Source organism: Peptoniphilus sp. (assembly GCF_034090345.1).
In the GTDB taxonomy this organism is placed as follows: Bacteria; Bacillota; Clostridia; order Tissierellales; family Peptoniphilaceae; genus Peptoniphilus.
The window spans coordinates 1-2,230 of record NZ_JAXDSS010000004.1 but is presented as its reverse complement, the minus strand read 5'-3'; the positions used below and the strand labels follow the sequence as shown (position 1 = coordinate 2,230).

The 2,230-nt window shown below is 29.7% G+C and carries 1 protein-coding gene; it reads right to left on the bottom strand.

The annotated features are described in order from the left end of the window. Positions 1-238 precede the first annotated feature (238 nt). Positions 239-1,954, bottom strand: coding sequence for an IS1634 family transposase (locus SOR77_RS00090; RefSeq protein ID WP_320635184.1), 1,716 nt, complete (start codon positions 1,952-1,954; stop codon positions 239-241). Between the last annotated feature and the right edge of the window lie 276 nt (positions 1,955-2,230).

Genomic DNA, 2,230 nt, shown 5'->3' with positions numbered 1-2,230 from the left:
TGAAAAATATAAAATATATTTCAAAAAAGCTTATGAGATAGAACCCTCAGACCAATTGTTATCACTAATTAAATAGACTTTAACAAAAAATAAAAAATAGGTTAAAAAGTTGTTGACATGATAATATGAAGATGGTAATATCCCAAGTTTGACAGTTGAAAAAGCAAAAAGCCTTGAAACACATTAAAAACACTGCGTTTGAAGGCTTTTGTATAACTGAAAAAAGTGCGTACCATTTTTAAGGTTTTGATTTTTTTAAAATTTCTTTCATCATTTTTGTAGTTAATATCTCCATATCTGTCCTGAAACCAAAAGCATTATGCAGATCATCAGTAAGATCATCCCGAACATATCCAGGAACGTAACCATCAACATTCGTTTTGTAAAAATTCATCTTAGCTAATTTGCTAATTATTTCTGTGCAAGAATACTTTTTATCAAGTTTTTTCTCCAATAATCTGTAAATAACTAGAGCGATGAAACAAGTAGTAAAATGAGCTTGTATTCTTTCAGGAGTACTTAAATAAACTGGCCTAGCTTTGAATTCGCTTTTCATAATTCTAAAAGACTCTTCAATCTCCCAGCGTCTAGTATTAATTTCAATAATATCTCGAACATCACTTTCTAAATTAGTACAAACCCCATAATATCCATCATACATTTCTTCTTTCAGGACTTTTTTATTATTGATTGAAAATATAGTATTATCAGCAATTTCACCATTATCAGTGCAATTAGTTCTTTCAATGAACCTTCTGTAATCATTTAGCCCTCTTTTATCAATTAATCTAGAATTAGAATCAATAACTTTCACAGCCTTACTAACCTGTCTATCCCTAACACGCCTTTGATAATCACGATATTTAATAGAATAAGTAACAATTAATCTTTGTTCCAAGTCATTGTCATTAATCCATCTTTGCTTGTAAAAAACACGATCATAATAGATATCTTCATCAATTTCATCAATATTAAATAACTTATCGCTTCCAACAAGTCTCCAGTTAGTTGGAGATAACGCCCAATCCCTTAGAAAACCCTTTAATTTTTTAATAGACTGAGTAGTAACAAAAAACCTATTAGAAAAACTATTAAATCTTCTATTTTCATTAGAAGAGAGACCAGCATCAGTACAAACAACAAAATTAGACAAAGAAAAATCAGAAATAATCTTTTTCTCCAAAGGCTTTAAAGTAAGTTGTTCATTAGTATTACCTGGGTGAATAGAAAAAGCTAGAGGAATACCATCTCCATCCATAAAAAGCCCCATTTGAACAATAGGATTAGGCTTGTGTTCCTTCGAAAACCCATATTTTCTAAAATCATCTTCCTTTTCAATCTCGAAAAAGAAATTAGTGCAATCATAAAACAACACATTAGAATTTCTTTTCGACAACAAAAGAGAATTCTCATAAATGAACGACTGAATAAAATCAGATTCACGAAATAAAATGTCCAAAGACCTGTAAATGTGCTGAAGAGAAAAACTAGGCTTTTCAATAAAAGAATCAGAAAGTTCAAAACAAGATCTCTTAGAACCAGGGAAGATAATCCTAGTGTAAATCAATCTTGATAAAACAGAAGTTAAATCAAAAGAAAACTTGTATTTCTTCGAGATTTCTTTACATAAAACATCTAAATTTAGACTGTAAAAAAGAGATTGTAAGAACAAATACCCGCCATTAAAAGTAACCTTGATATTAGAAGGAATTTGTTTTGAAGGAGAAAATTTAGCGATAACATCAGGTTCAATACCCTCCTTTTCCAACCTATTAAGTTCAGCAACATATTCTTTAGCCCATTGATAAATATCTCTATCTGGATATTTTTCCTTAAGTTGAGCTTCAGTGCCAAGTTTTTCAACAGTAACAGTTTTTTCCTTTTTATTCTCATAAACAGTTTTAATAACATAAAACGAAGCCGAATTTTTAGATTTGGAAACTTTAAGTCTCATATGCACCTCCGCCAAATACTTAAATTATAACACATCACGCGATATCGCGCAATATTAGCAAGTAAAATTTGACAAAAAAATATAGGCACTTCAATGCCTACAGAGGATTTTTATGTATTCAACTGTCAAACTCCCGAGTTTGAAAGAAGCTATACATTAAATTATAATTTGGGACTGCTATATTACAATTTAAAAGATGAAAAATATAAAATATATTTCAAAAAAGCTTATGAGATAGAACCCTCAGACCAATTGTTATCACTAATTAAATAGACT